This is a genomic window from Pectobacterium nicotianae (assembly GCF_023272715.1).
In the GTDB taxonomy this organism is placed as follows: Bacteria; Pseudomonadota; Gammaproteobacteria; order Enterobacterales; family Enterobacteriaceae; genus Pectobacterium; species Pectobacterium brasiliense.
Genome location: NZ_CP096821.1, coordinates 159,865 through 180,816, shown reverse-complemented (window position 1 = coordinate 180,816; position 20,952 = coordinate 159,865). Strand labels below are relative to the sequence as shown.

Annotated in this window: 18 protein-coding genes; 7 read left to right on the top strand and 11 right to left on the bottom strand. The window is 56.4% G+C overall.

Annotated features, from left to right (window positions below; translation table 11 throughout):
* Positions 1 to 9: 9 nt before the first annotated feature.
* On the top strand, positions 10 to 756 hold the full coding sequence (gene fpr, locus MYB54_RS00760) for a ferredoxin--NADP(+) reductase (RefSeq protein ID WP_010281538.1): 747 nt from the start codon (positions 10 to 12) through the stop codon (positions 754 to 756).
* Between the two features lie 18 nt (positions 757 to 774).
* On the opposite strand, the gene MYB54_RS00755 is transcribed toward fpr, so the two are convergent.
* A complete protein-coding gene (locus MYB54_RS00755) occupies positions 775 to 1,197 on the bottom strand; it encodes a DUF805 domain-containing protein (protein WP_010281540.1) in 423 nt (140 codons plus the stop codon).
* Positions 1,198 to 1,434: 237 nt separating this feature from the next.
* On the opposite strand from MYB54_RS00755, the gene MYB54_RS00750 reads away from it, so the two are divergent.
* Positions 1,435 to 2,034 (top strand): YiiQ family protein, encoded by a 600-nt coding sequence (locus MYB54_RS00750; protein WP_040043766.1) that lies wholly within the window; start codon positions 1,435 to 1,437, stop codon positions 2,032 to 2,034.
* A 165-nt stretch (positions 2,035 to 2,199) separates the two neighbouring features.
* A complete protein-coding gene (gene tpiA, locus MYB54_RS00745) occupies positions 2,200 to 2,967 on the top strand; it encodes a triose-phosphate isomerase (RefSeq protein ID WP_014917006.1) in 768 nt (255 codons plus the stop codon).
* 212 nt (positions 2,968 to 3,179) lie between these two features.
* Here the strand turns inward: tpiA and aguA are convergent, their stop codons facing one another.
* The 7 genes from aguA to MYB54_RS00710 all read right to left on the bottom strand — a co-directional run bounded on the left by aguA (position 3,180) and on the right by MYB54_RS00710 (position 10,089).
* Positions 3,180 to 4,283, bottom strand: coding sequence for an agmatine deiminase (gene aguA / locus MYB54_RS00740; RefSeq protein ID WP_014917007.1), 1,104 nt, complete (start codon positions 4,281 to 4,283; stop codon positions 3,180 to 3,182).
* A 3-nt stretch (positions 4,284 to 4,286) separates the two neighbouring features.
* Positions 4,287 to 5,171 carry an N-carbamoylputrescine amidase gene (gene aguB, locus MYB54_RS00735; protein WP_014917008.1) on the bottom strand — a complete coding sequence of 295 codons (885 nt, stop codon included), beginning with the start codon at positions 5,169 to 5,171 and terminating at the stop codon, positions 4,287 to 4,289.
* A gap of 510 nt (positions 5,172 to 5,681) precedes the next feature.
* Positions 5,682 to 6,440, bottom strand: a complete 759-nt coding sequence (locus MYB54_RS00730; protein WP_039281203.1) for an ABC transporter ATP-binding protein — start codon at positions 6,438 to 6,440, stop codon at positions 5,682 to 5,684.
* A 17-nt stretch (positions 6,441 to 6,457) separates the two neighbouring features.
* Positions 6,458 to 8,053 (bottom strand): ABC transporter permease, encoded by a 1,596-nt coding sequence (locus tag MYB54_RS00725; RefSeq protein WP_248721395.1) that lies wholly within the window; start codon positions 8,051 to 8,053, stop codon positions 6,458 to 6,460.
* Between the two features lie 21 nt (positions 8,054 to 8,074).
* Positions 8,075 to 8,476 carry an ExbD/TolR family protein gene (locus MYB54_RS00720; RefSeq protein ID WP_100017945.1) on the bottom strand — a complete coding sequence of 134 codons (402 nt, stop codon included), beginning with the start codon at positions 8,474 to 8,476 and terminating at the stop codon, positions 8,075 to 8,077.
* A gap of 1 nt (position 8,477) precedes the next feature.
* Positions 8,478 to 9,194: a MotA/TolQ/ExbB proton channel family protein gene (locus tag MYB54_RS00715; RefSeq protein WP_248721394.1), complete on the bottom strand. Its 717-nt coding sequence runs from the start codon at positions 9,192 to 9,194 to the stop codon at positions 8,478 to 8,480.
* Between the two features lie 10 nt (positions 9,195 to 9,204).
* Positions 9,205 to 10,089: an energy transducer TonB gene (locus MYB54_RS00710; protein ID WP_248721393.1), complete on the bottom strand. Its 885-nt coding sequence runs from the start codon at positions 10,087 to 10,089 to the stop codon at positions 9,205 to 9,207.
* A 445-nt stretch (positions 10,090 to 10,534) separates the two neighbouring features.
* On the opposite strand from MYB54_RS00710, the gene MYB54_RS00705 reads away from it, so the two are divergent.
* The 4 genes from MYB54_RS00705 (at position 10,535) to MYB54_RS00690 (ending at position 17,428) form a co-directional block, all read left to right on the top strand.
* Positions 10,535 to 11,542: an ABC transporter substrate-binding protein gene (locus MYB54_RS00705; RefSeq protein WP_248721392.1), complete on the top strand. Its 1,008-nt coding sequence runs from the start codon at positions 10,535 to 10,537 to the stop codon at positions 11,540 to 11,542.
* 84 nt (positions 11,543 to 11,626) lie between these two features.
* Entirely contained in the window at positions 11,627 to 13,912 is a 2,286-nt protein-coding gene (locus tag MYB54_RS00700; RefSeq protein WP_248721391.1) for a TonB-dependent receptor, read from the top strand.
* A gap of 4 nt (positions 13,913 to 13,916) precedes the next feature.
* Complete coding sequence (locus tag MYB54_RS00695) at positions 13,917 to 16,700, top strand: exo-rhamnogalacturonan lyase family protein (protein WP_248721390.1); 2,784 nt, start codon at positions 13,917 to 13,919, stop codon at positions 16,698 to 16,700.
* Positions 16,700 to 17,428, top strand: coding sequence for a DUF6250 domain-containing protein (locus MYB54_RS00690; protein ID WP_248721389.1), 729 nt, complete (start codon positions 16,700 to 16,702; stop codon positions 17,426 to 17,428). The genes MYB54_RS00695 and MYB54_RS00690 overlap by 1 nt, the downstream gene beginning before the upstream one ends.
* Here the strand turns inward: MYB54_RS00690 and MYB54_RS00685 are convergent.
* From MYB54_RS00685 to fieF, 3 genes are all read right to left on the bottom strand, one after another.
* The gene (locus MYB54_RS00685; RefSeq protein ID WP_248721388.1) at positions 17,415 to 18,344 is read right to left on the bottom strand and encodes a LysR family transcriptional regulator; all 930 of its coding nucleotides are present in this window, start codon (positions 18,342 to 18,344) and stop codon (positions 17,415 to 17,417) included. The genes MYB54_RS00690 and MYB54_RS00685 overlap by 14 nt on opposite strands.
* 495 nt (positions 18,345 to 18,839) lie before the next feature.
* The gene (pfkA, locus tag MYB54_RS00680; RefSeq protein WP_010281567.1) at positions 18,840 to 19,802 is read right to left on the bottom strand and encodes a 6-phosphofructokinase; all 963 of its coding nucleotides are present in this window, start codon (positions 19,800 to 19,802) and stop codon (positions 18,840 to 18,842) included.
* Positions 19,803 to 20,008: 206 nt separating this feature from the next.
* Positions 20,009 to 20,911, bottom strand: a complete 903-nt coding sequence (gene fieF / locus MYB54_RS00675) for a CDF family cation-efflux transporter FieF (protein WP_248721995.1) — start codon at positions 20,909 to 20,911, stop codon at positions 20,009 to 20,011.
* Positions 20,912 to 20,952: the final 41 nt, after the last annotated feature.

Genomic DNA, 20,952 nt, shown 5'->3' with positions numbered 1-20,952 from the left:
CAGAAAAATATGGCTGAATGGGTGACAGGCAAGGTAGTTCAGGTAGAAAACTGGACAGAAAGTCTGTTTAGCATTCGGGTTCACGCACCCACCGATGCATTCACTGCCGGGCAGTATGGCAAACTGGCGCTGGAGATTGATGGCGAGAAGGTGCAACGCGCTTATTCCTACGTGAATGCGCCCAGCGATCCCACGCTTGAGTTCTATCTGGTGACGGTGCCAGAAGGTAAGCTTAGCCCGCATCTGCATGCGTTGCAGCCCGGTTCAGACGTCCTGATCGTCAAAGAGGCTGCCGGCTTTTTCGTACTGGAAGAAGTGCCTGATTGCGAAACGCTGTGGATGCTGGCAACAGGGACGGGCATTGGCCCTTATCTGTCGATTCTTCAGGAAGGCAAGGGTCTGGAGCGTTTTAAGAATATCGTGCTGGTTCACGCCGCCCGATTCTCACGCGATCTGAGCTATCTGCCGCTGATGCAGCAATTACAGCAGCGCTATCACGGTCAGTTACGTATTCAAACCGTCGTCAGTCGGGAAGAAGAAACAGGCTCGCTGACAGGCCGCATTCCCCAGCTTATCAGCAGCGGTACGCTGGAAGCCGCCGTAGGCCTGCCGATGGATGCAGCAACAAGCCACGTCATGCTATGCGGCAACCCGCAGATGGTACGCGACACTCAGCTGTTGCTGAAAGAGGAGCGCCAAATGACCAAGCACCTGCGTCGCAGGCCCGGTCATATGACTGCCGAAAACTATTGGTAAACGGCAGTTCGTTGTTAATCAGCGGCGGAAGCGAAACGGCTCCGCCGCTGCTCCAAAGCGGTTTTCCCCTTTTGTCCCCAGAAAAACGCCGCAGTCGAGCAGCGTCATCACGACAATCAGGATCGGCAAGAAGCGGCCAATGCCCCACTGCCAGATGGATGAGAACATCGTCCAATTCCCCGAAGCCAACATCCACGCCACCACTAGCAGCAGCGCCCACCAGCCGCTCTTATTACGGTCGTGCAGCCGTTTCACCATAATCGCCGCCGTCGGCCACAGCAATACCACCAAACCAAACGCCGTCGATTGCGTATCCAGCCAGCTTTGGCCGGATAGCGTAAACAGCACCGCCATCAGCGCGACCCAAATAGCCATCCAAAGCCAGAAATCACGACGACCGACTCGGCCTTTAAACGAGAAGCACCACTGCTGTAATGTCATTAACGATAACGCCCTGAATTGTCGGCCAGCCTGGCCGAATTAATCTGTATTTTACGCAGGCTGATTTTACCTCAACCGAGACAGTTGCCCGCCATCTTTACGCGATTTTTGTCAGCCACGTGCGATTTCTCACAACGACGTACTATTTTTGACAACAACGTACAAATGCCGCTTTAATCAAACGTATTCTGCCGTTATCGGCCTGGACATCTTTTGAAGTGGCTGACCCGAATCCCTATGACACGAAAACGCATCGCTTCACTTTTGATTTTATCATCGCTGGTGCTGTACCAGACTCACGCGGGTGCCGATCCGACGTACCCGCCTAAACCCTCAGCCAATGCGCCGTATCTGTTGGCTGGTGCCCCTACCTTCGATCAAACCATCACGCAGTTCCGCTCTCGCTACAATCTGAGCAACCCAGCGCTGCCGATTGGCGAATTTCGGGTTGTCGACACCGGTAATATCACCAGCATGTTGACCCGCGCCGCCAGCCGGATCAACGACCACCTCTATGCCTCAACCGCACTGGAGAAAGGCACCGGGAAAATCAAAACGCTGCAAATCACCTGGCTGCCGCAGCCGCAGAGCGAACAAGAAACTGCGGCGCGCCGTAAGCAGGCTATCGACTATATGGCAGCACTGGCACGCACGTTCGCACCGTCACTGACGGAAGAACAGAGTGTGAAAAAAGTCACCGGACTGCTGGAAAAAGGCAAGGGACAGCGCTTTTATCAGCAAACGGAAGGAGCCTTGCGTTATGTTGTTGCAGATGATGGTGAAAAAGGGCTAACTTTTGCTGTTGAACCGATTAAGCTAACGCTATCTGAACCGTGATCAACACGGTAATTCATGACGAAAAACAGAGCCACGGTCACATTTCGTCTCTATACTGTGGGCAGGTCATATTGCCTGACGGCAGTAAAATTTATGCATCGGTTCATTAACACCTTGATTTATTAACATATTGATTCATTCGCGATTCCAGCTGGAGGAAAAAAGATGCGACATCCATTAGTTATGGGTAACTGGAAGCTGAACGGCAGCACTAACATGGTCAACGAACTGATCGCGGGCCTGCGTAAAGAGCTCAGCACCGTTGACGGCTGTGGCGTAGCGATTGCACCACCTGCTATCTACCTCGATCAAGCTAATCACCAACTGGCCGGCAGCCGCATTGCGCTGGGCGCGCAGAACGTTGACGTGAACCTTTCCGGCGCTTTCACTGGCGAAACGTCTGCCGAGATGCTGAAAGATATCGGCGCGAAATACATCATCATCGGCCACTCTGAGCGCCGCACCTACCACAAAGAAAGCGATGAATTCATTGCGAAGAAATTTGGTGTGCTGAAAGATGTCGGTCTGATTCCGGTACTGTGCATTGGCGAAACCGAAGCAGAAAACGAAGCGGGCCAGACGGAAGCCGTCTGTGCACGTCAACTGGACGCCGTGCTGAATACGCTGGGCGCGAAAGCATTTGAAAACACCGTTATCGCCTACGAACCTGTATGGGCTATCGGTACCGGCAAATCTGCGACTCCTGCGCAAGCTCAGGCTGTTCACAAATTCATCCGTGACCACATCGCTAAGCAAGATGCTGCCGTTGCTGAACAAGTGATCATCCAGTACGGCGGTTCGGTGAATGCGGCGAATGCCGCTGAGCTGTTCACCCAGCCGGACATCGACGGCGCGCTGGTTGGCGGTGCATCACTGAAAGCTGACGCCTTTGCTGTCATCGTGAAAGCGGCAGCCGACGCTAAACGCGGCTAAGCGTTATCGAAAATGGGCGGACAAAGGTTCGTCTAATCAAAAAGCCGGTTCACGCTATCGCGCCAACCGGCTTTTTTTATGACGGATATCCCTATCCGTCACCCTTCGGGCCGTTGCTTGCGCAACGTTGAAAAACGCTCCCGGCGTTTTTTTATAACGGATATCCCTATCCGCTACACTTCTTTTTAAACCGTCAGTTAACGGCTCAACCGTTACTTCGCCGCAGGGATTTGCTGCGTAATGCAGTGAATATTTCCCCCGCCCAGCAGGATTTCCCGCGCAGGCACGCCGCTAATCAAGTAGCCAGGGAACATCTGTTGCAGCAGATCGCGTGCAACGTCATCCGTCTTCTCATCCAGCAGCGGGAAAATGATCTGCTGGTTACTAATCAGGAAATTCACGTAAGACCCCGCCAGACGCGAGCCAGCAAGGCGTTCAACCGCATCGCCGCTGTCCACGCCCTGCGCTTCCTCTTTGGTTGCATAGAGCGGGCCAGGTGCAGGCAGCTTCCAAATTTTCAACTCACGTCCTTGCGCATCCCGCGCGGCCGACAGCACCTCATAGGCCGCGACGGAGCGTGCATACTGCGGATCGTTTTCATCATCCGTCCAGTGCAGTGCCACTTCACCGGGACGCACGAAACAACACATATTATCGATATGCCCGTCTGTTTCGTCGTTGTACACGCCCTCTTCCAGCCAGATAATCGTAGAGATGCTGAGATAATCACGCATCAACTGTTCGATTTCTGCCTTACTCAGGTGCGGGTTGCGGTTCGGGTTGAGCAAGCATTCCGCCGTGGTCAGCAGCGTACCTTCACCATCGACATGGATCGAGCCGCCTTCCAGAATCAGCGGCGCGGCATAACGCGCGGCCTGATGATAGTCCAGCACCTGTGCCGCGACTTTCTCATCCTGACGCCAGTCTTCGTACAGACCGCCCAGCTCGCCGCCCCAGGCATTGAACTGCCAGTCGATACCCCGACGCTCACCGGTCTGATTCAGCACGATGGTTGGACCGGTGTCGCGCATCCAGGCGTCATCGCTTTCCATTTCCACCAGCGTGACGTTCACCGGCATCACTTGTTGCGCATCCGCCATGTAGCGTGCGGGCACACCCATGATCACCGGCGTGTTCTGAGCGATAGCTTCCGCCACGCGTGCGAACGTTTTCTGCGCCGGAACGCCCTGTTCGCGCCAGTTGTCGGTACGATACGGCCAAATCATCCACACGGCATCATGCGGTGCCCATTCGGCGGGCATCGCAAAACCATCCTGATGCGGCGTGGTAAGATGAGGAGTAGCTAGCTGTGACATCACTTATCTCCGGGTCTTGCCGTCAGAGGTGGCAATCGTACTGTACATTTCCGGGCGACGGTCGCGGAACAGACCCCATGACGCACGCTGTGCAGCAATGGCTTCTAAATCAAACTCATGCACCAGAATCGCTTCATCTGTCTTGTTGGCCTGAGCCAGCAGCGCACCCGTTTGGTCGGCAATAAAGGACGAACCGTAGAACGTCATTTCCAGACCGTCGATGTATTTGCTGGCTTCTGTACCAATACGGTTGGATGCGATCACTGGCACGAGATTCGCGGCGGCGTGGCCTTGCTGAACACGAGTCCAGTGCGGCTGGCTGTCGATGTCCGGGTAAGCCGGTTCGGAACCAATCGCGGTCGGATAGAAAATCAGCTCTGCGCCCTGCAACGCCAGACTGCGGGCGGTTTCCGGGAACCACTGATCCCAGCAAATGCCCACGCCGATTTTTGCGTAGCGCGTCTGCCAGACTTTAAAGCCGGTATCGCCCGGAATGAAGAATTGCTTCTCCTGATACGCTGGGCCGTTTGGAATGTGTGTTTTGCGGTAAACGTCCAGCACGGTGCCGTCCGCGTCAATCATCACCAGCGAGTTGTAATAGGCGTTATTGGCACGCTCGAAGAAGCTCAACGGCAACACCACGTTCAGCTCCGCCGCCAGTGCGGAAAAATGCTTAATCAGCGGGCTGGTTTCCAGCTCCTGCGCCAGCGCATAGTGCTCCGGGCTTTGATCGATACAGAAATACGGTGCGGCAAACAGTTCCTGAATCAGGATAACCTGAGCGCCTTTTGCATGCGCTTGTCGCACCAGTTTTTCAGCATTTTCGATATTCTTGGGCAGATCCCAGGAACACGCCATTTGTGTTGCGGCAACGGTAACTTTTTTCATGCGAAAACCTCAATAATAACGATATATACTCGCCCTTTCTTACCGGCAAGTATCGGCAATAAGTGTTTCTCTCGGTCACAATTACGCATCGGCACTAACCGGCGCGGCCTTAACGAGTGTAGGACAACACGCCTACGCATGCCCAATAGGAATATCCTGTTAAGGTATTGACCGAAAATGACATGCGCATTATGCCAGTTAATGACGAGACTTCACTATGCTGAAAATGAATGATCTCGCGTGACGAGCAGAAAAGAAAAACCGCCTTTTCCACGGCGGTTCTGACTGTCAACAAACTTATTTGCCGAACGAAAACGGGAATAACGGAATAGAAGAGTAAAGCGTTTGCGCCAGGGATGGCGCAAGCCGAGCGTACAGGGATGTATTTACAGCGTCTTTACGATCTATCCGTTACTCCCGCTCTACGGACTTTGTCAGCAACCTCAATCGCCTTTTCCACGGCGGTTTCTATCGATGATTAAGATTGAGAGAAAGCAGTAGGCAACAGCATCAGGCTTCAACGGTATCCGCCTTATGTAGCGCCTGACTGACCGCTTGTCGTTGCTCCAACAATGCAGTGCTGGTTCGGTCGCGGGGATAAGTGAGATTTATCGGCAGAATCCTGCTAATCCGGCCAGGCCGGGGCGACATCACCACCACGCTGTCCGCCAGAAAAACCGCCTCTTCCACATCGTGTGTCACCAGCAGGATCGTCAAATCTGTTTGCTGGCGAATCTCCGCCAGGCGCTCCTGCAACTGCTGTTTAGTCAGCGCATCCAGCGCTCCAAAGGGTTCATCCAGCAAGAGAATACGCGGCGTCGACACCAGCCCACGAGCGATCGCCACGCGCTGTGCCATTCCTCCCGACAGCTGGTGCGGCCATGCGTCGGCAAAGCCCTCCAACCCCATCATCTGGAGATAGTGTGCAATACGGTGCGTCACTTCCGCAGGAGAAAGATCGAGGTTGAGCATACCGAGGCGAATATTGTCCGTCACGGTGAGCCACGGAAACAGGCGTGGCTCCTGAAACACCAGACTGACATCATCGGGAATACCCTGCACAGGCCGTTCGCCAATCAGAATGCGCCCACGCTCTGTGGTATCAATCCCGGCGGCCAAACGCAGCAGCGTCGATTTACCACAGCCGCTGGCACCGATGACCGCAACCAGTTCTCCAGCCTGCAACGACAGATCGATGTCCTGTAACACCGTCAGCGGCGCGCCGTTGACGGTAAAATGTTTGGTAATGTGCTGAAAATGCAGGGACATAGATTCTCCGTTAACGGTCACGCAAAGCGCCAGCGGGTCAGCCGCCGTTCAGACAAGGTAATCAATCGGGAAAACAGCGCGGCCACCGCGGCAATCAGCACCACGCCCGCCATGATGCGATCGGATTCAAGCAACTGCTGCGCGCGAATCATCATGCCGCCCAACCCTTCTCCCGACGGCATGAAATACTCTGCGCCAATCGCGCCCGTCCACGCATGCATCAGCGCCAGCCGCAGGCCGGAAAACAGCGGCGGCAATACGCTGGGCAATATCAACGTGCGAAGCGTCTGCACCGACGTCAGACGCAGAACTTGCGCCACTTCCAATAGCGCAGGCGGAAGCTGGGCGATCCCCTGACGGGTTGCCAGCATCACAGGAAAGAACGCCGCGACGGCGATAAACACGATCTTGGCGCTCTCCCCTAAACCAAACCAGGCGGTGATCAGCGGCAGCCAGGCAAATAGCGCCACGCAGCGCAGCGCGGACAGCGCCGGATTAAACAGCCTGTCGGCGATACGCCAACCGCCAAGTAACGCACCGACCAGCACGCCGATCGCGCTGCCCAGCACAAAGCCCTGTAGCGCACGCAGCAGGCTGGCATGAAGATCGGCCGACAGCCCGCCCTGAACCAGCCCCGTCCACAGCGCGTCGATCACGCTGCTCGGTGCAGGAAGAAAGGCCACGTTCACCCACTCGTAGGTGCTACTAACCTGCCACAGCACAACCAGTACCAGTGGCGCTAACCAGGGCGTCAGCGACAGGCTCGGCAGCGCAGTGCTCAGGCTATCGCGACCCAGCACTGGCGCAGGCCAGTGAATCCAGCGACGCTCCAGCTTCAGCAGCACGCGCTCCCCGGCAAACCCCAGTACGCCAATAATCAGAATGCAGACGAACACCAAATCCAGCATAAATAGCTGGCGACTTTGTACCAGCAGATAGCCCAGCCCTTCGCTGGATGCGAGTAGCTCGACCGCGATCAAGGCGACCCATCCGGTAGAAAACGCCAGCCGAATGCCCGTCATCACATACGGCAGCATCGCAGGCAGAATCAGGTAACGCAGGAAGGCTGCGGGCGGTAAACGCAGGCTACGCGCCATTTCATGCAGCTTTTGTGGCGTCTGTTGAATGCCGGCACACGTGTAGAGCGTAACCGGCACCGTCACCGATTTCACCAGCACTACCAGTTTCAGCGCCTCACCGATACCCAGCGACAGCATCAAAAGCGGAATCCAGGCTAGCGTCGGGATCTGCGCGATGACGGTGAAGAGCGGCATAAACAGCGCATTCAACTGGCGATTCAGACCAAACAGGCTGCCGAGCACCAAGCCCAGCGCGATCCCGCCGCTAAAGCCAATCACCAGCCGTATCAGGCTGATGGGCAGCTGATGAATCAGCTCTTCGGGGATAAAAGCCCGTGCGCTATCGATGACCGCCAGCGGCGAAGGCAGGATCTGTTCAGACATCCATCCGTGACGGCTGGCAAGCCACCAGCCAGCAAGGACCAGCAGTGGAACGACTAATGAAATGACCAACGCGGAATATCCCGCCGACAGCGTGGCAGTCAGCGAAACGTCAGGGGCGGAGCGTATCCGCGACGGGTATTTGGGCATCATGATCGTCGGTATCCGGCTACGTTATTTCTGCGTTAGCAGGGATAAACGCGTAATCCCCGCCTGCTCGACATCGGCCAGCAGCGCGGCGACAGCACCGTAATTCGCGTCTTTATCCGCCTGCACCTGCACCACCAAGTCCGCATTACTCGCTTTAGCCTGTTGCAGGCGCGGCACCAGCTGTTCGCGTGCCAGACTTTCTTTATTGATGAAGACGCGCTGCTCGCCATCAATGCTAATCACCACCGGATCGGCGCGATCGGCCGGAGCCACCGCCGACGTTTTCGGCAACTGAATCGGAATAGCATTCGTCAACATCGGCGCGGTAACAATAAACACCACCAGCAGCACGAGCATGACATCCACGAGCGGCGTGATATTCATTTCACTCATGACGTCTTCATCATTACGCGAGGTAAACGCCATATCAGACCACCTCTCTCAGGTTCTTCACGGAGAAGGCGGCAGGCGATGGCTCCGCGTTGACGTGGAACGAGCCGACGTGAAAATCGTGCGCCTGCATCACGCTGTAAACGTCATGGGCGAAATCATCCATATCTGCAACAGCCAGCTTGAGGCGACGTAAAAAGTAGTTGTAGATCAGTACCGCAGGAACCGCGACGACAATCCCGATTCCGGTCGCAATCAGCGCGTTGCCAATCGGCCCTGCGACGGTGTCGAGGCTGGCAGAACCAGAAAGCCCAATTTCCTGCAACGCCGCCATAATGCCCCAGACGGTACCAAACAGACCGATAAACGGCGACGTGCTGCCGATACTGGCCAGCACCGCCAGCCCGCTTTCCAGCGAGCGGCGTTCACGCTGAATCTGCTGTTGCAGCGCGCGCTCAACCCGATCGGGCAGATGAATATTCAGCGCAAGCTGCCCACTCATCTGCTCCGGCGCTTTGACCGCGGCCAGCGCCAAGTTGGCGAGGGAACCGGGCTGTTTTGCGCTGGTTTCTGGCGTCTGGCTGACGTCATCCTGCTGCCAGAATGCGGCACGAAAGCGTCGATCGCGCCGCTGCGCCCGCCCATATTGGACGAATTTCAGTAGCCCCAACCCCCAGGTGACGAGAGAAAACAACAGCAGCAACAGAATCACTGCGCCTTCCGCAGAAAAGAGTTCAATGTGTCCGAGCGTCATAACCAATACCTCATGAATTTAGCGAAAAATCGACGGGAACAACCACCCAGCCGCTAACCGGCTGACTGCCGCGGCGTGCCGGAACAAAAGACCAGCGCAGCACCGTGTCTCTGGCGGCGTCGTCCAGCGAGGGATAGCCGCTCGATTGATGGATACGAATGGTTTGCACCTTGCCGTCGGCACGCACCTGTACGTTCAACAGCACGGTGCCTTCATAACCACGGCTAATCGCCACGTCGGGATAAGACGGTGCGGGATTGTGCAGGTAGTCAGCATTCGCGAGCGGAGGCGTCAACGGCGCGTCAACGGGCTGCGCGACCGCCTTTTGCGCCACCGGAGCAGGCGTTACCGGGGCACTTGCCGATGCCGTTTCAGCCTGAGATTTTGGCGTCGGTGCGGGCGGATTCTTTTTCACCGCGACCTTTTTCGGCGCAGGTTCCGGCTTTTTCTCGGGCGCTTTTCTCTCAGGTTCTTTTTTCTCGGGCACTGGCGGCAACAGCGCGTTGTCATCCACCGGCTTGTCCACGGGCGGCGGAGCGAGTTCCGGCGGTGGCGCTACGACGTCAGGCTCAATAGGTTCAGGTTCGACAGGTTGGGGTTGGGGCTGTGGCACTGGTTCGGCAACCGCAGCAACCAGCTCGACGCTGACAGGCTGTGGCCGGGCAGGTACCGTAACGGGCGGTGTCGATGCGCTGTTGAATAACGCCAGTACCGCCGCGTGCAATAGCAACGTCGCGACCACCGCCAGCCAGCGTTCCGGTCGGGACGAAACCGTCGTATTCAACGTCGGCAAGCGCGGCTGCACGACGCCGCTCACCCGGCTGGCGTGCGGAGTCGGCTCCGGTGAATAAGACCGGGATCCTGACGCCGCTCCCGCATAGAGTAATTCCGTCATGGTATGTGCTCCTGACCGTGTTTATTTATACCCGTCATACTTCACATTGCAGGCGTCATGGATAGATGACCTGAAATAGCGTTGGAATAATCGATTCTTCTCGAGTGCTTAATAAAGTCAACGTATGTATCTGTATATCGATATTTATTTAATTGGAAAGATAATGGCATTCATCGTCTCACGACAAACTAAAGGTAATAAGTCCCGATAGGCTAATGCATAGTTGGAATAGTTTTTTTTCGTTCGCTGCATAGTGATGAAATAAGCGATGAATGCTGATTTAGCTATTTACTAAAAATAATAATGCTTTTTTTGTATTAGTCAGTTTATTGCCAAGCCTTTAAATGTGGTTCTGCAACAAGATGACGCCGTGCTAAACCGGCGCAATAACAACATTGATATTCGCACACTCACATTCAAACACCTCATCACTGGCGGGCAAGAAATGACAACATCAGGACGAAAATGGTTAGTGACCGGCTTATTGGCAATGGGTATGGCCTGGTCAGGCATCGCATCGGCGATTACTGAAATTCGTATTGCCGCACCAGACATTGGCGCAGGCACAAAACCCAGCGGCGGCGGCCTGCTTGACGTCATTCACAGCCAGAAGCTGCTGGAGCGCGAGTTTGGCAAAGACGGGATCAGCGTCCGTTGGACATTCATCAAAGGTGCAGGCCCCGTCATCAACGAAGCGTTTGGCAACCATCAGGTTGACGTGGCCTATCTGGGCGATTTAGCCAGCATTATCGGTCGCTCTCGCGGTCTGGATACGCGCGTGATCGCCGTAGCATCACGCGGCATCAACCATTATCTGGCGGTAGCGAAAGGCTCCGGTATTGAGAAAATCCCCGACTTGAAAGGCAAACGTATTGGTATCTTTCGCGGAACAGCAGGCGAGCTGTCCTTCGTTAGCGCACTCGATTCACAGGGCCTGAAGCCTTCTGATGTGAAGCTGATCAATCTCGATTTTGCGGCAGCCAGCGCGGCGTTAGCCGCTGGACAGATTGACGCTACCTGGGGCGGCAGCAATACGCTTTCGCTGCGGGATAAAGGGCTGGCTGACATTCCGCTGTCGAGCCGTGACCTCGACGGTGCAGGCCAGCTCAGCGGCTTCCTGCTGGTAGATGAGAAATTTGCCAAAGGCAACGAAGATATTTTGCGGCGCTTAGTTAAAGTTCAGCGTGAGGCGGCAAACTGGGCCAGCGATGCTAAAAATAAAGATGAATTTATTCGACTCTTAGCTACCCAATCAGGTTATCCGGAAAATATATTACGCGTCGAATGGGATACATTGCCGCCATTAACCGAGCGTCTTTCACCCGAATTGGATCCAGCCTTTGTGGAAAAATTAAAACGCGCCGTCACATTGGCCTATGAATCACGTCTTATTCGGCAGCCTTTTGATGTCGATAAATGGCTGGATGATTCTTATCTAAAAGCAACTCAGTAATTTACCCCCCCACAAATTATAGCCCACGTATTGCCGTGAATTTCACGGCAATCGGCAGCCTATTGACGATATTCGGAAGAAGCTATGTATTTTAAAAAACATCAACAGTATTTAAAAAAACACCAGCGAAAAATAACATCGGGCATTTTAATGAGCTGCGTCTTAACGCTTCCTGCTATGGCGCGAGCAGCCGATCCGCAAATCACAACGGATAGCCCATCACAGCGGGTAATACCCAGCACCGAGGCGGCAACCGCCGCTCCTGTCCAGTTGAAACGCGTGAAAGTGAATGCTCAGCGTACACCTGTTCAACCACCGACCACGCTGGCATCGGTGATCGATGGCAAAACGCTCGAAGAAGAGCGGATCTACCGCTTTGAAGAACTGTCGCAACTGGTGACAGGGCTGGATGTCGATACCGTCGATGTGATGGACACCACCGTGACCATTCGCGGGATTGGCGACGGCGGCGAGAGCGGTACGAATATCGGTATGCCGGGCAGCGTGGGACTGTTTGTCGATGGCGTTTACTTATCCCGCCCCGGCGTCATCTCTAATGATTTGCTGGATATCGACAGCACCCGCGTGTTGAAAGGCCCGCAGGGCGCGGCCTACGGCTTTAACACCACCGGCGGCGCTATTGATATTCGCACCCGCAAGCCGACCTTCACACCGGAATATTCACTGGAACAATCTTTCGGGCAGCGCGGTTATCTGCAATCCAAACTGATGGCGTCCGGGCCACTCAGCGACCACTGGGCGGGACGCATCAACCTGTCGCGCACGGAGCGTGGTGGAAACGTCACGAATATCGAAAACGGCCATAAGCTGGGAGGCAGCACCAATAACGGCGTGCGCGGCCAACTGCTTTATCAGCCGAATGACAGCTTTAGCCTCAGAATCACCGGTGACTACAGCGATTCCACCCAGCGTCCGGTCTCGGTACTGGTCAGTGCAACTAACGATTTCCGCACCCGCGCGCAACAAACTGGCCTCAAGGTCGTCGGCGGTCGTCAGGTCGCGATGGATGACGAGAATATTATTCGTGTTGCGCAAGGCGGTGGCTCGGTAGAGGCCAACTGGAAGCTGAAGAGCGGCTATAGCCTCAACTCTCTGTCATCACTGCGCTATTTCCGCGTGCTGCCCAGCACGGCGGATAACTGGAATATCCCGCTCTATCGCGACAGCGGCGCTGACGTACGCGATCGCGTCTGGTCGCAAAGTTTTTGGCTCGATTCGCCCAAAGGCAACACCTTCGATTATTCAGTGGGCGTCGATTACTGGGGTGAGAACCTCGATACCGAGGCAAACAGTCGCTACTACAACGACAACCGCGTGCGGACGTGGGTCGGAAATGGCTATCAGGGCATTAACGTTCAGCGCTTTGGCACGCTGGATGACACCGTCTATTCCGTCTATGGCCGCGGGACCTGGCATGCCGCCGATAAACTGGATGTCATTGTCGGCCTGCGCCAGACCTATGAGAAAAAGGAAGGGACGTTTGTGCGCAAAAACCGCGCAACCTTTGACTCTGGTCCGCTCTCGCAAACCAACCGCCTGCCTTCAGGCTCCATCAGCCTGAACTGGTTTGCGGCACCGAATGTGACTCCATACGTCACGCTGGGCTACGGGGAAAAATCCGGTGGCCTGAACGTATCATCTGGAGCGGCACGACAGCTGGGGATCGATTCGCTGTACGTCGATCCAGAGAAAACCCGTTCCGCGGAACTGGGGGTTAAAACCCACTGGCTACAGCGCAAAGTGGAATGGAATACCGCGCTGTTCTGGAGCGTCGTCGAAGATTTCCAGAACAATGCCTATGACGAGGAGACGGATACCAGCTATCTGATTAACGCCGGAAAGTTCCGCTCGCGCGGCGGTGAAACGCAACTGACGGTGCGCCCCGTTGACGGCCTGAGCATCAGCCTGGCCGGTACTGTTCTGGATGCCCGCTACCTGAACTTCCCTAACGCCCGCTGCCCGGCAGAAATCTCCGCCGTCTCGTGCGATATGTCTGGGAAGCGCGTCTTTAAATCCCCAACACTGAGCTACAACACGCGCGTGCGTTATCAATGGGATACGCCAAATAACCTGCAAGCCTCGGTTTCCGGTCAATGGTCATGGCGGAGCTGGGCCTACGGCACGCTCGACGACTCCGAATCCAACCGCATTCCTTCGTACGGCGTCCTTAACCTGTCTAGCGGGCTGAGCGGCAAGCAAGGTGACAACCGCTGGAACGTGTCGCTGTGGGTGAAAAACGCGCTGGATAAAAACTACTACCGCTCCGTCAGAGGCTCCAGCGCCACAACGGGCGTGATTGGTGAACCGCGCATGGTCGGGATCTCCGTCGGCTACGATTTCAAGGGCTAACGTCATGGACAAGATGCCTTACTCACGCCGACGCTTCCTGCGCGACAGCACGCTGCTGGCGCTGTCGGCCCCGTTCTGGAGATCTGCGCACGCCGCCGCGCCGCTTGCCTCTGCCTACGCTGGTGAAGTGGTGCCGCAGGTCGGCCTACGCTGGCTGGACGGACAGCCGCCCCGCGCGTTCACCGGCGTGACCTGGGGCGTCCCCTGGCCGCAGGGGGCGGTGCGCAACGACAGCGGTTTCCAACTGCATGACGCACAGCAGCGAGCTTATGACCTGCAAAGCTGGCCACTGGCTCGCTGGCCGGACGGATCGATTAAATGGTCAGCACATGCACTGGGCGGTGACACCCCGCCGGAAGACGGGCTAACGCTGCGGCCCACAGCCAAAGCAGAGGAGTCATCGGGTGCCGGGATGGTCAGCGAACATGCCCACGGCTGGACGGTGGATACCGGCCACATTCGCTGCGTTATTCCACGTTCTGGCCCCCGTCTGATCGAGGAAATCTGGCGGGATAATCGTCTGTCGTTAACCAACGGCAGGCTGGTGCTGCGCATGCAGAGAGGGACAGAGACAGATAGCACACTGACGCAGGATGCCTATCAGGGCGTGATCGAGACGGTCACGGTGGAGCAAAACGGACCGCAGCGGACGGTGATTGCACTACGCGGTACACACCACGCGCAACCGCAGGGGGTGACGCGCATCCCCTTTATTATCCGGCTTTATAGCTATGCGAACACCGATTCACTGCGTGTCCTACACACGCTGATCTATGACAACGATGATGACCTCGTCAGCCTGAAAGGACTTGGGCTGGCGTTCGACGTTCCGTTACAGGGGGAATTGCACGACCGCCACGTCCGTTTCGTCTCGGATCAGGGCGGGCTCTTCCGTGAGGCGGTACGTGGCCTGAGCGGGCTACGGCGCGATCCCGGTTCGGCCGTTATCGCAGCACAGTTGGCCGGGCAAGCCACGCCGCCGATCGCGGATTTTTCACCGGAGGTCGGAAAACGGCTGGATTATATTCCCGCGTTTGGCAGCTATCGCCTGACGCAGCACCATCCCGACGGTTTCCAGATACATAAACGCACGGCGGCCGGACAGGGCTGGCTCCTTTCTGCTACGGGCGAACGGGCAGCGGGCGTCGGCTATCTGGGTACGCCGAAAGGTGGCGTAGCGTTCGGCCTGCGTCATTTCTGGCAGAGCTACCCGGCCTGTCTGGAAATCGACAATGCCCACACCGACACCGCGACCGTCACGCTCTGGCTGTGGTCACCGTGGGCAGAACCGATGGATATGCGCTTTTATCACGACGGGCTGGGTCAGGATACCCATGACAAACAGCGCGAAGGGCTGGCAATTACCTACGAAGATTATGAACCGGGCTTCGGTTCGGCGGTCGGCGTGGCGCGCACCAGCGAACTGTTTATCGATGTACTGCCTGCAACGCCAGACGCGGAAGATCTGGTGAATCGGGCGCGGCGCATGCAGCAACCACCGCTGCTGGTGGCGGGCGCACAGGATCTGCATCGCGCGCAGGCATTTGGCACACTGTGGGCACCCGCTTCCGCCCCTTCTTCCTCTGCCACCACGCCCGGCCGCATCAGGCTGGAGAAACAGCTGGATGCGTATTTCGACGTCTATCAGCAGGAAGTCGAACAGCGCAAATGGTACGGCTTTTGGGATTTCGGCGACGTGATGCACACCTATGACAGCGACCGTCACGTCTGGCGCTACGACGTGGGCGGCTACGCGTGGGATAACTCGGAACTCAGCACCGATCTGTGGCTCTGGTATTACTTCCTGCACAGCGGGCGCGCCGAGGCGTTTCGCATGGCAGAAGCCATGACGCGCCACACGGGCGAGGTTGACGTACACCATCTGGGACGCTTTAGTCCGCTTGGGTCGCGGCATAATGTCCGCCACTGGGGCGACAGCGCCAAGCAATTGCGTATTTCTACCGTCGCCAACCGCCGCTTTCTCTACTATCTCACCGCCGATGAGCGCATCGGTGAACTGATGGACGAACAGGTCGAGGCGCTGCGCACGCTTGGCACCGTGCTGCCCGGCCGCAAAATCGGACAGACGCATCCCGATAACCCCAATCATATCAGCCTGGGTTTCGGCACTGACTGGGGTGCCGTCGCTGCCGCGTGGCTCACCGCCTGGGAGCGGCACGGCGATCCGGCAATGCGCGCACGCCTGCTCACCAGTATGCAAACCATTGCCGCCCAGCCGCACGGCTTTTTCACCGGTGGATCGGCCATTGACCCCGATACCGGCCGCTTTCTTCCCGCGCCTGCGGATCAGGTAGAAATTTCACACCTCAGCGCGGTTTTCGGTCTGACGGAAATCTGTAGCGAACTGGTTGAGGCGTTGCCCGACCCCGCCTTTACGCGCGCGTGGCTCGACTACTGCCGACTGTATAACGACCCCGTCGCGTTAAGTGTGGCAGTGGGCAAGACGGTGAAAAAGCTCAATCTGGCTCAGGGACATGCCCGACTGACCGCCTTTGCCGCCCGACAGTTGAACGATCGCGCGTTGGCACAGCGCGCCTGGGCAGAGTTTACCGCTGGTAGCGGCGGCATCGCCCATCCAACGCTCGAACAGCGGCGCTTAACGCCTCCTGTCGTGCTCTATCCCATCAACGAGCCGCTAATTGACTCCACCATTGATAAACATTCTGGCAGCACCGCAGCCGCCAATCTGGCCACCAACGCCGTCGCCCAGTGGGGATTAACGGCCATCGCCCTGCTGGCCTTGCTGGATGACATTCCCTCTTCTTAATGCCGCCACCCGGCGGCACGCTACAGGACATCATCATGACTGACCCAGGCTGTACTGAAAACACGCTCCTTCTGTCGCCGCAGGCAGACGACGCACGTGAAATTATCGATTCACCACACCGTTCAACGTTTCTCTGGTCCACGGATTCCGCCGGCCAGCCGCTACGTTGGCAGGTGGAGCAGGAAGACCCTGACCGCACAGCGATCCAGACAACGCCAGAGCATCTGACGTTGGAAAGCGCCGCTGGGCTGACGATCTGGCTGAATACCCCGCTCTCGGGCACCTATCGCATCGCTTTTACGCGGGAAGTTCTGGTCGCCGATCGCCCTTACGACCGCATATCCGACCTGAACCAGTTCTGGGCCGCGCGCGACCTGCACCACCCGAACCTATTTACCCGGTACGGCAAGCTCAACGAGTATGACAGCCTGAATCTGTACTATGTCGGGATGGGCGGTAACTGGAACAGCACCACGCGCTTTCGCTATTACGACGGTCACGGCGAGCGCCTGCTGCTCGGCGAGTACACTGATGCCGCGCATCTGCTGCGTCCTCATCATCGCTATCGCATCGTGATTGAAGTAGATCGCCGGGAAACCCGTTTTTGGGTCGACGATGTGCTCTATTTCCACGCCAGCTATCCGAATACGCCGGCTCCGGGCTATTTCGGCTTTCGGACGGTATTTTCGCGTCAGGAAATCAGCAAGTTCAGCATCACTCCGCTGTAAGCGCCACGGGTGTACCGTGCAGGTCGCTATCGACCTGCACGAAGGTTTCAATCAGCTTGCGCGCCAGCAGCGATAGGCGGGCGTCAGCCAGATAAATAATGCCGTAGTGGGTATAAAATTCATCGGTGTTGTCGTCCAAACCGGCAATCTTCAACATGTGAATACCATGCCGATCGGGCTCGTTGAAATGATTGGTCGTCCCAATGGCATCCGAATGACGTACTACGTCCAGAAGACTGTAGCCATTCTCACACTCAATGCTGGTGCGAATATCCAGCTTACCGCTCAGCTGTACCAGCGCGCGGTGCAGGTTGGGCGGGCGGATCGTTGCCGCCAGCGGGTAGGAAAAGAACTGCTCGACGGTAATCTCTTCCTGCGTCGCCAGCGGGTGTCCGCTGCGGCAGCAGAAGCCCCAGCGGTGTTGGCTCAGCGGCTGTACGCGATAGCGGGTATCAAATTCAAAGTTGCGCATATCCGCCACGATGAAATCCAGCTCTTCGGCCATCAGCCGATGGCCCAGCGCCTGCCAGTTATCGACGCGAAAGACCATCCGCACCTTTGGGTAATGTCGCGAGAAAGCCCCGATCACCTGCGGCATCAGCCAGGCGGCGGGAGCCGGGCCGCAGCCAAAATTCACTTCGCCCGCTTCTTTCTCATTGAACTGTTGAATGTCGTTAAACAGATCGTGCGTCTGATTAATCAGGCGACGCGCGTGTTCCAGCACCACCAACCCTTTCGGCGTCGGCTCCAACTGGTTCATGCGATCAATCAGACGGGCGCCAATGGTCTGCTCCAGCGACTGGATGCTGCGGCTAAAAGCGGATTGGGAAAGCTTCATCGCCTGTGCCGCCGACGTAAAATTGCGATGCTCAATCAGGGCAATAAAGTGACGCAGTTGGCGGAGATCGATATTCATAGCGGCAATCGGCGTGTCATCAAGACGGAAGGAATAGGCAGGCTAGCAGGTCTGTTGGTGCAGAAAAAATAATAAAACCGGTGTTTATATTCTCGTCGGTTATATATCTGCAACGGCTGATGTGATAAGGGAGAAACCCATATCCACTGAATGCTGTCCCTGATCATAGGTTTTATGTAATCCAGGAGATAGTTTCGTGCGCGATAATGACGTTATTTTCATGCTACCTTGTAGCACGCGCCCGACACGGGACGGCTCAAACGCCGCTCGCCCCGTGACCCCAGGCTTTCGGCGGGAAATTATGCCGCTGGCGCGGTGCCTTCGTCAGTATCAGGCTTAATCGGGCCGCTTGCGACACGTTCCCGACGTGGCGCAAGCTTTCGCCGCGTCCTGCGGCTCATCCGAAGCCTGCTATCTCCTCAGCATAATTTTTTACGCCGAATAACGGCAAGGTTGGTGTAGCCGTCAATTAGCGAAAACATCAGCTTTCGTGGATTAGAACAGTTTTTTCGCTGTATCCAACCAGTCGCCTTTGAAAGGACGCTTCATGTTCTCAATGGCATCAACGATATCGTGGTGCACCATTTTTTCATTCTGGATACCGACACAGCGGCCGCCGTAGCCCTGCTGTAACAGCTCAATAGAGTAGGCACCCATGCGTGAGGCCAGAATACGGTCGTAGGCAACCGGTGAGCCGCCGCGTTGAATGTGACCCAGTACGGTCGCACGGGTTTCGCGTCCCGTTTCTTTCTCAATGTATTTCGCGAGTTCATCGACATCGCACACCAGTTCGGTGATCGCCACAATCGCGTGTTTCTTGCCTTTCTCGATGCCCGCTTTGATTTCGCAGACCAGATCTTCCGGGCTGAACGGCACTTCTGGCAGAACGATGAACTCACAGCCGCCGGCAATCGCCGCCGCCAGCGTCAGGTCGCCGCAGTGGCGTCCCATGACTTCAACAATGGAAATACGCTGGTGTGAAGAGGAGGTATCGCGCAGGCGGTCAATCGCTTCCAGCACGGTTTCCAACGCGGTAAAGTAACCGATAGTGTAGTCCGTACCCGCGACGTCGTTATCGATCGTGCCGGGCAAGCCGATACAAGGGAAACCCATTTCGGTCAGGCGCTTGGCACCCATATAGGAACCGTCACCGCCGATAACGACCAGCGCATCCAGACCGCGTTTCTTCATGTTTTCTACGCAGACCTGGCGCACCGCTTCATCACGGAACTGCGGGAAACGCGCGGAGCCCAGAAATGTACCGCCACGGTTAATCACATCCGATACGCTGTAGCGATCCAACTGCTCCATGCGATCTTCGTACAAGCCCTGATAACCATCATAAATACCGAAAATTTCCAGCCCTTCCGATAGTGCAGCGCGAACCACACCACGAATTGCGGCATTCATACCTGGTGCATCGCCACCGCTCGTCAACACTCCGATTCTTCTAATCATGACAACCTCTGGACTTGTAGATGTAATTTTGCAGGATTCTTCTATCGTAAATTCACCGCCGCCGTGAAACAGGCAGCAACGCCTTATTCTTTTATTAGCATATTATAACAAACACCCGAAGCTGAATTGATTCAGGTCAGGCTAAATTGTGCATAAATTTTCATGGCGTATCACGTTTTTAACATAAAATGCTGAAACCTGGCCGACTACGCCGTCAATCTGCCACGCTGATTTTCCGGCACAGCAGAAACCGGATCCTGATGGATAATAATATCGGCACCCGGAAACTGTTCACGCAATGCCTGCTCCAGATCGTCTGCGATTTGATGTGCCTGAACCAGCGGCAGCGTGTCATCCATCTCCAGATGCAGTTGAATAAAGCGCGTTGGACCAGAACGTCGGGTACGCAACGCATGTGCGCCGCGAATGCCCGGCCAGTTCACAATCATCTCAGCAATAGCGCGATGCTCATCCTCCGGCAGCGCGCGATCCAACAGCGACTGCACCGCGTCATACCCCATGCGTAACGCGCTATATAAAATATAGCCGCCAATACCCAATGCAAACAGGGAGTCAGCGCGCGTAATGCCTTTCCAACTGAGCGCCAACGCCACCAGAATCGCGCCGTTCATCAACAGGTCGGACTGATAATGCAGCATATCCGCACGCACTGCCTGACTGTGCGTGCGCTTCACCACCCAGCGCTGGAACGATACCAGCAGCAGCGTAGCCACCAGCGCAATGAACGTCACCCACATGCCCACTTCTGGCGCGTGCAGCGTCTGCGGCTCCAACGAGTGTTGCAGCCCCGTCAGGATCAGGAACAGCGCTGAGCCGGAGATAAACATGCTCTGCGCCAGCGCAGCCAGCGATTCCGCTTTGCCGTGGCCGAATGCGTGTTCCGTATCCGCCGGCTGCAACGAGTAGCGCACCACCAGCAGGTTCACCAGCGACGCGGCGATATCCACCAGCGAATCAACCAGTGACGCCAGCAGGCTCACGGAGCCAGTGTGCCACCAGGCAAACACCTTCATTATGAACAGCACCAGCGCCACGGCCGTTGCGCTCACGGCGGCCAGCGTCACCAGACGCGCATAGTGTGGATTCATCATGCCCTCACACGTAAAACGGATACCTTTACAGAAAACGG

Bases quoted from the DNA above. Each gene is read 5' to 3' on its own strand.
- fpr (WP_010281538.1), top strand. From the start codon at position 10: ATGGCTGAATGGGTGACAGGCAAGGTAGTTCAGGTAGAAAACTGGACA.
- MYB54_RS00755 (WP_010281540.1), bottom strand. From the start codon at position 1,197: ATGACATTACAGCAGTGGTGCTTCTCGTTTAAAGGCCGAGTCGGTCGT.
- MYB54_RS00750 (WP_040043766.1), top strand. From the start codon at position 1,435: ATGACACGAAAACGCATCGCTTCACTTTTGATTTTATCATCGCTGGTG.
- tpiA (WP_014917006.1), top strand. From the start codon at position 2,200: ATGCGACATCCATTAGTTATGGGTAACTGGAAGCTGAACGGCAGCACT.
- aguA (WP_014917007.1), bottom strand. From the start codon at position 4,283: ATGTCACAGCTAGCTACTCCTCATCTTACCACGCCGCATCAGGATGGT.
- aguB (WP_014917008.1), bottom strand. From the start codon at position 5,171: ATGAAAAAAGTTACCGTTGCCGCAACACAAATGGCGTGTTCCTGGGAT.
- MYB54_RS00730 (WP_039281203.1), bottom strand. From the start codon at position 6,440: ATGTCCCTGCATTTTCAGCACATTACCAAACATTTTACCGTCAACGGC.
- MYB54_RS00725 (WP_248721395.1), bottom strand. From the start codon at position 8,053: ATGATGCCCAAATACCCGTCGCGGATACGCTCCGCCCCTGACGTTTCG.
- MYB54_RS00720 (WP_100017945.1), bottom strand. From the start codon at position 8,476: ATGGCGTTTACCTCGCGTAATGATGAAGACGTCATGAGTGAAATGAAT.
- MYB54_RS00715 (WP_248721394.1), bottom strand. From the start codon at position 9,194: ATGACGCTCGGACACATTGAACTCTTTTCTGCGGAAGGCGCAGTGATT.
- MYB54_RS00710 (WP_248721393.1), bottom strand. From the start codon at position 10,089: ATGACGGAATTACTCTATGCGGGAGCGGCGTCAGGATCCCGGTCTTAT.
- MYB54_RS00705 (WP_248721392.1), top strand. From the start codon at position 10,535: ATGACAACATCAGGACGAAAATGGTTAGTGACCGGCTTATTGGCAATG.
- MYB54_RS00700 (WP_248721391.1), top strand. From the start codon at position 11,627: ATGTATTTTAAAAAACATCAACAGTATTTAAAAAAACACCAGCGAAAA.
- MYB54_RS00695 (WP_248721390.1), top strand. From the start codon at position 13,917: ATGGACAAGATGCCTTACTCACGCCGACGCTTCCTGCGCGACAGCACG.
- MYB54_RS00690 (WP_248721389.1), top strand. From the start codon at position 16,700: ATGCCGCCACCCGGCGGCACGCTACAGGACATCATCATGACTGACCCA.
- MYB54_RS00685 (WP_248721388.1), bottom strand. From the start codon at position 18,344: ATGAATATCGATCTCCGCCAACTGCGTCACTTTATTGCCCTGATTGAG.
- pfkA (WP_010281567.1), bottom strand. From the start codon at position 19,802: ATGATTAGAAGAATCGGAGTGTTGACGAGCGGTGGCGATGCACCAGGT.
- fieF (WP_248721995.1), bottom strand. From the start codon at position 20,911: ATGAATCCACACTATGCGCGTCTGGTGACGCTGGCCGCCGTGAGCGCA.